Annotated in this window: 6 protein-coding genes; 2 read left to right on the plus strand and 4 right to left on the minus strand. The window is 64.1% G+C overall.

Features of this window, described 5'->3' with window-relative positions:
* Positions 1–9 precede the first annotated feature (9 nt).
* From ACODS0_RS15870 to ACODS0_RS15880, 3 genes are all read right to left on the minus strand, one after another.
* Positions 10–336, minus strand: coding sequence for a plasmid stabilization protein (locus ACODS0_RS15870; protein WP_228898665.1), 327 nt, complete (start codon positions 334–336; stop codon positions 10–12).
* 136 nt (positions 337–472) lie between these two features.
* The gene (locus ACODS0_RS15875) at positions 473–979 is read right to left on the minus strand and encodes a phytanoyl-CoA dioxygenase family protein (protein ID WP_488835940.1); all 507 of its coding nucleotides are present in this window, start codon (positions 977–979) and stop codon (positions 473–475) included.
* Positions 980–1,262: 283 nt separating this feature from the next.
* Positions 1,263–1,949, minus strand: a complete 687-nt coding sequence (locus ACODS0_RS15880) for a DUF3334 family protein (RefSeq protein WP_218298656.1) — start codon at positions 1,947–1,949, stop codon at positions 1,263–1,265.
* Between the two features lie 268 nt (positions 1,950–2,217).
* Between ACODS0_RS15880 and ACODS0_RS15885 the strand changes: the two genes are divergently transcribed.
* Together ACODS0_RS15885 and ACODS0_RS15890 are read left to right on the plus strand one after the other, a co-directional pair.
* Positions 2,218–3,402, plus strand: a complete 1,185-nt coding sequence (locus tag ACODS0_RS15885; protein WP_488835941.1) for an S-methyl thiohydantoin desulfurase domain-containing protein — start codon at positions 2,218–2,220, stop codon at positions 3,400–3,402.
* 22 nt (positions 3,403–3,424) lie between these two features.
* On the plus strand, positions 3,425–4,489 hold the full coding sequence (locus ACODS0_RS15890) for a sensor domain-containing diguanylate cyclase (RefSeq protein WP_121507372.1): 1,065 nt from the start codon (positions 3,425–3,427) through the stop codon (positions 4,487–4,489).
* A gap of 14 nt (positions 4,490–4,503) precedes the next feature.
* Here ACODS0_RS15890 and ACODS0_RS15895 read toward each other — a convergent pair whose 3' ends face one another.
* Positions 4,504–5,805, minus strand: coding sequence for a UDP-N-acetylglucosamine 1-carboxyvinyltransferase (locus tag ACODS0_RS15895; RefSeq protein ID WP_488835942.1), 1,302 nt, complete (start codon positions 5,803–5,805; stop codon positions 4,504–4,506).
* Positions 5,806–6,000: the final 195 nt, after the last annotated feature.

Here is a 6,000-nt window from a genome sequence, read left to right on the forward strand (position 1 = left end):
CTGCAGATGTCACCGTTTCAAGGCCTGCTCCAGTTGCTGCTTGTTCATCTTGGAACGCCCCGCAATGCCTTGGTGCCGCGCTTCCTCGTACAACTGTTCCTTGGTGCGGCCTTGTGCGCCTTGGTGTGAACGCTTGCCACCGCGCACGGGCGCGGGTGTATCCCGCAGCGTCTTGGGGTTGGCCGTCTTGCTCTCACCATGCTGGGCCCGCTCCTTGTTCACGGTGCGGGCGGCAATTTCCTCCGCTGTTTCCTGACCTTTGCCGCGGTCCAGCAGACTGTCCTTGATGTGTTCGTATTGTCGTTCGCGCTTGGCGCTCCAGGTGCCTCGGGGCATGGTGGTTTTCCTCAGGATGCGGTTGGAATGCAGCGCGGGCTGAGGGCGACTGCGTTGCCTACAATTTATGCAGTCAGCGGCGCTCAGCCGTAGGCTGCACCGGTACAGCCTTGTAGGACTTTGCGCCCGACGGGTTTCAGCTGAACACTGCCTTGGACCAAGCCAGGCCCCAAGGCAGGGTAGCCGGGCCAAATACAAAATGCAGCACGCGCCGTGGACGGTTGCTCGTGGACTTGGACGAGGCGTGCAGCAGCAGCGGGCGCATCGCCAGCGCGGTGCCCAGGTCTGCAACGCAGAGGACTTCGCCGCTGGCATCGCGCAGCGCCTGGGCGTTCCGTGGCGTCAATACACCCAGTTGGTGCGTGGCGGGCACCACACGCAGCGGGCCATTTTCACCTTGACACGGGTCCAGGTGCAGGCGCACCGCCAGCAACTCTTGCAGCAAGCGGGCGGGGGGCTGCACAAAAAGAGCGCCGTCCTTTTCAGACCAGCCTCGGAGCGCGGGATGCTCCACCCGCTCAGCGACTGGAATGCTCAGGTCCTGGTGCAGTGGAACGAGCCAATTGCGCGCTCGCGTTTTCTCGAAGTAGGTGCACTGCACCGCGACAGACGATGTGGGTAGAAGGGGCGCAATCGCAGGCATTCCCTGCAGCCGTTCTGCCAGGGCCTTGCACCAGGGGTACTTCAGCAGGTTGCGCTGGCCGCCAGAGCTGGGGGGCGTGGGGTGTTGCCGTCCCGCAGCGGGAGGTACTTGTCAACCTCCGCTGCTAGGGTTTCGCAGTCATCGGGTGTCAGCAGGCCGGGCAGCAGCACGAAGCCCTGGGTCTCCAGCACTGTGCTGCACCGGTTTGTGGACAAAAGAATATGGCTGAAATATGCCTTTAGCGCTTATATAACAGGCGCTAGCAGCTATCGTTTTTGAACAACTACATCCCCAGCGACTTCAGCAACGCCTCCGTGTCATCCTGCCCTGCAGGCGGTGGCGCAGGCACGGGAGGGGCTTCTTGCGACTGGGCCATCAGCGCGTCGGCATCCGGCACTTCCTGCGCCTCGAAGTCGTAGAGCTTGATGAACTCGGTGCGGTCGATGGCCAGTTCCAGGTAGAAGATGTTGTTGTTGCTGGTGTAGAAGGTCACACGCCGGGCTTCGGGCTTGTCCAGGTTGGCGTCCACGCTCAGCATCACCTGCTTGTTCAGCACCAGCATCTTGGGCTGGTTCTGGGTGATGTGGGTCTGCAGCTCGCGGCGCACCTTGCCGGTGAAGTCGCCCACCACCTGGTTCATCAGCTCGCCCATCACATTGCTCACTTCGTCCGACGTGTAGGAGCTGACCAGATCGTCCTTGGACATGCCCATGTTCAGCAGGTAGTTGGCATACAGCTCCATCGCGGCCTGGGCCGAGAAGTTGATGATGACCAGCCCCGAGAAGCCGCCATCGAACAGCACAAAACAGCCGATGTCGGGCTTGAGGCACGTCTTGCTGATGCGCTGCACCATGCCGGAGTAGTGGATCTGGCTGTGGGTGGCCACGTTCAAGACCCGGGTGACGGAGTTGCACAGGCTGATCAGCAGATCTTCGGTGCCGTAGACGGGGGATTTATCGGGGAGGCTCATGGTGTGGGTAGGCATCTGCCAGGAAAAACAACAACAAAACTGCAACGCAGACAGAGCATAGGCGATGGCGCACCGCGAGGCCAGAGTGCTTTCCGCCCTGGTGCGCTCAGCTGCGGGTGTTGGCCGTGCGGTTCTTGGGCGTGGAACTTGCGTGCCCTTGATCCGGGTCATACCACGTTGGTGCCCTGGGCCCGCATGGGATGCAGCGGATTGACAACCAACCGGGCAGGCGTATCGTGCCTCCCATACCAAAAGAGAGGGGCGCCAGATGGGTGTTGTCTATAACTATGGGTTGGCCGATTTCCAATCGATTGCGGCGGGCGCAGCGGTTTTGGCCAGTGGGGGGGGCGGCAGCTACCACGACGCTTGTTCGATCCTTCAGGAGCTGGCTGGTCAGGGCTGGAGCGGCACGGTCACGGTGCAGGACTATGACGGCGCCACCAACGCCTGTGTGCTCGCCATCATGGGCTCGCCCGATGCGGCCGACAGCCTCACGCTGTCTGCGGTGCAAAACTCGGTCAGCAACACCGTGGCCGTGATGGAGGCCAGTACCGGTGCCCTGCTGGGCGCCTTGATCCCTGTGGAGATCGGGCCCATCAATTCGCTGGTGCCGCTCATTGGCGCAGCCATGTCGCAGGGCGCGGTCTGGGTGGTCAACGGCGATGGCGCCGGCCGTGCCGTGCCCGAACTGCCCCAGACCACCTTCACCGGCGGTGCGCAGCTTGCGCCGTGCCCCGCTGTGCTGGCCAGCGATGCCTCTACGCGGGTGGATCTGGAATCCGCCGTGCTGGGCGCTTCTACCGCTGCGCGCGTGGAGACCCTGGCGGGTGGCGTGGTGGCCGGGTTTGGCGGGTATTCGGGCATTGCCATGTGGCCCTCCAACGCGGGCAACGGCTTTGCGTTGTCGGGCAGCTACATACCGGGCACGCTGGAGCAGGCGCGGGGGCTGGGGCAGTTTCTGCTGCAGGCCGCCACGCCGCCCGCCACTGCTGCCGTGGCGGACGTGATTACCATGATCACCGGCCGCCCAGCCAGCGCGGTGGTGACCAATTTTTTCATCACCTCGGTCACGCAGTCCACCTCCAGCGCGTCGCTGGATTCGGGCATCATCCGCCTGGACAACACACAGGACCCGAGCCTGAGCACCGAGACGCACTATCTGTACAACCTGAACGAGAACCTCATCATGTACTCGTCTGCGAGCGTGGCGCCCGATGTCATCGCCCCCGACTCCATCTGCTACTACTCGGAAAGCACGGGCCGCGGCTTCTCCAACGCCAGCGACGACCTGGCCCTGTACTTTGACGCCGCCACGGGCAAAAGCACGGGCCAGATGGTGAGCGTGATCGCCGTACAGACGGCCCCCCAGCTTTACAACACCCCGGGAGTCGTGGCGTCGTTTGCCGGTTTGCTGCGCAACATGGGTTACGCCGGGGCGATGCCGTCGGCCTGAAGAATCAAGGGTTTTTGCCGCCATGGGTGATGAAGCAGACCTGAACAAGGAGCGGCTGGAGCTGGTGCTGGAGGCCGCCGGGCTGGACCTGTGGGAGAACGATCTGGTCAGCGGCCAGGTCACCCACAAGGCCACCAAGACCTTTGAGGAGCTGGGTTTTACCCAGGACGAAATCGTGACGGGCGTGCAGGACATCTTTGGCCTGTTCCACCCTGGCGACCTGGAAAGCGTCAAGCAGGCGGTGGCCGACCACGTGGCAGGCATCACACCGCAATACCGTGCCGAGTTCCGGCTGCGCTCCAAGGCGGGCGAGTGGATCTGGTTTGCCAACTACGGCCGCATCATGGACCGAAGCAGCGCCACGCCCGGCAAGCGGTTGATTGGCGTCACCTTCAACATCCATGACCGCAAGCAGAAGGAAGACGAGATTGCGCAGATCAACCAGCAGCTGCTGGAGCAGAACAAGCTGCTGCAAGAGCTCAATACCGCGCTGGAGCTGCTGGCCGCCAATGACTCGCTGACGGGCCTGGCAAACCGGCGCACGCTGATGGAACTGGGCGCGAACGAATGCAAACGCACCGAGCGTTTTGACCACCCGCTGTCCCTGCTGGTGGTGGACATTGACCTGTTCAAGACGGTCAACGACGCCTGGGGGCACCTTGCGGGAGACCGCGTGATCTGCGCCGTGGCCCAGGCCTGCGCGGCGCGCAAGCGCAGCGGTGTGGACATCGTGGCGCGGTTCGGGGGCGAGGAGTTTGTGATCGTATTGCCCGAAACCGATGGCGTCAGCGCCTTGCGTGTGGCCGAATCACTGCGCCACGATGTGGCCGCGTTGAGCGTGCCCGTGAATGAGCAGGGTGCGAGCGCTTCGGTCACCGTGAGCATCGGTGTGGCCACGATGCACAAGGGCTCGGGCATCGGCTTTGAAGAGCTGGTCAACCGTGCCGACAAGGCCCTGTACCGCGCCAAGGGCACGGGGCGCAACGCCGTGTACTGCGCCGATGTGCAGCAGGGTGGGGCCCCTGCGGTCCATGTACTCATCGAGCCGGACGAAGACGCAGACGCAGACGGCGTTGTCACCGCCTGAGCACAGTCCGCTCCTCACTCCTCGCTCGTCCACTCCACCTGCACGCCCAGGCTGCGCAGGTTCTCCACGAAGTGCGGGTGGGCGCGGCGGATGGGTGTGGCGTTGCGGATCTCCGAGCGCCCGGGGGTGCTCGCCGCCACCATGAAGAGCGCAATCGCCACGCGGATGATGTAGGGGCTCTCGACCACGGCCGGGGTCAGCGGGTTGCCGCCAAAGGTGACCAGCCGGTGCGGGTCGGACTGGAACACATGCGCGCCAAACTTCGACAGCTCGCCCGCCCAGCCTAAAGCGCCGTCGTACACCTTGTTCCAGAACAGCGCATTGCCCTCGGCCCGCACACCCAGGGCGATGAAGATGGGCAGCAGGTCCACCGGAAAGTACGGCCAGGGCGCCGCCTCCACCTTGGTCAGCACATTGCTGGTGAACGGCGTCTGCACCTTGAGCGGGCCCGCGCAGTGCGCGCGCGACCAGCCGTCCTCGTGCGTGATCGTGACGCCAAACTTGGCAAAGGTGCGGTCGATGAGCGGAAAGTTCTCGGGCGCGCTGTTCTTCACCACCACGTCGCCCCCCGTGATCGCACCCAAGGCGAGGAAGGTGGTGATCTCGTGAAAATCTTCGTCAAAGCGGAACTCGCCACCGCGCAGGGTGGTGCCGCCGTGCACAGTGATGCGCGACGTGCCCATGCCCTCAATGCGCACGCCGATCATGGTCATGAAGCGGCAGAACTCCTGCACATGCGGCTCCGACGCGGCATTGGTCAGCACCGACGTGCCTTCGGCCGTGGCGGCGCACAGCACGAAGTTCTCGGTGGTGGTGACCGATGCGTAGTCCAGCCAGTGGTGGTTGGCCTGCAGCCTGCCGTCGCAGCGGATCAGCAGCGAGCCTTCGGCCCGTTCCACGCGCCCGCCAAAGCGGTGGAACACCTCCACATGCGGATCGATCTCGCGCACGCCCAGGGTGCAACCCTTGACGTTGTCTTCCAGCCGCGCCACGCCAAAGCGCGCCAGCAGCGGGGGCACCAGCATGATGGACGAGCGCATTTCCTCGGGCAGGCGGTGGTGGGCCGCGTCGAACGTGGTGGCGTGGTGGTGCAGGTTCAGCGTGCCAGTGGCGTGGTCCATCTGCACATCGCTGCCCAGCGTGCGGAAGATGTCGAGGATCTTGCGCACATCGGTGATGTCGGGCACGCCGAGCAGCCTGAGTGGCTCGTTGGTGAGCAGCGTGGCGCACAGCACGGGCAGTACCGCGTTCTTGTTGGCAGAAGGGGTGATGCGGCCCCGCAGCGGGGTGCCGCCGTGGACGACGAGGTTGGACATGGGGAGGGAGGAGAAGAGGCCTGGACGGGCCAGGGGTTGCGCGAGGTCGATACTCTAACTGGGTTGGGGTTTTGGTGTGTTTAGGGGCGGGGTGCCTGGTTTGTGGGCGGAGGCCGGGGAGCGCGCCCGGCAGCGCGGTAACTTTCTTTCGCGTCGCCGAAAGAAAGTCACCAAAGAAAGGGCGACCCCCAGTCT

The sequence above is a fragment of the Acidovorax sp. FG60 genome (assembly GCF_057808995.1).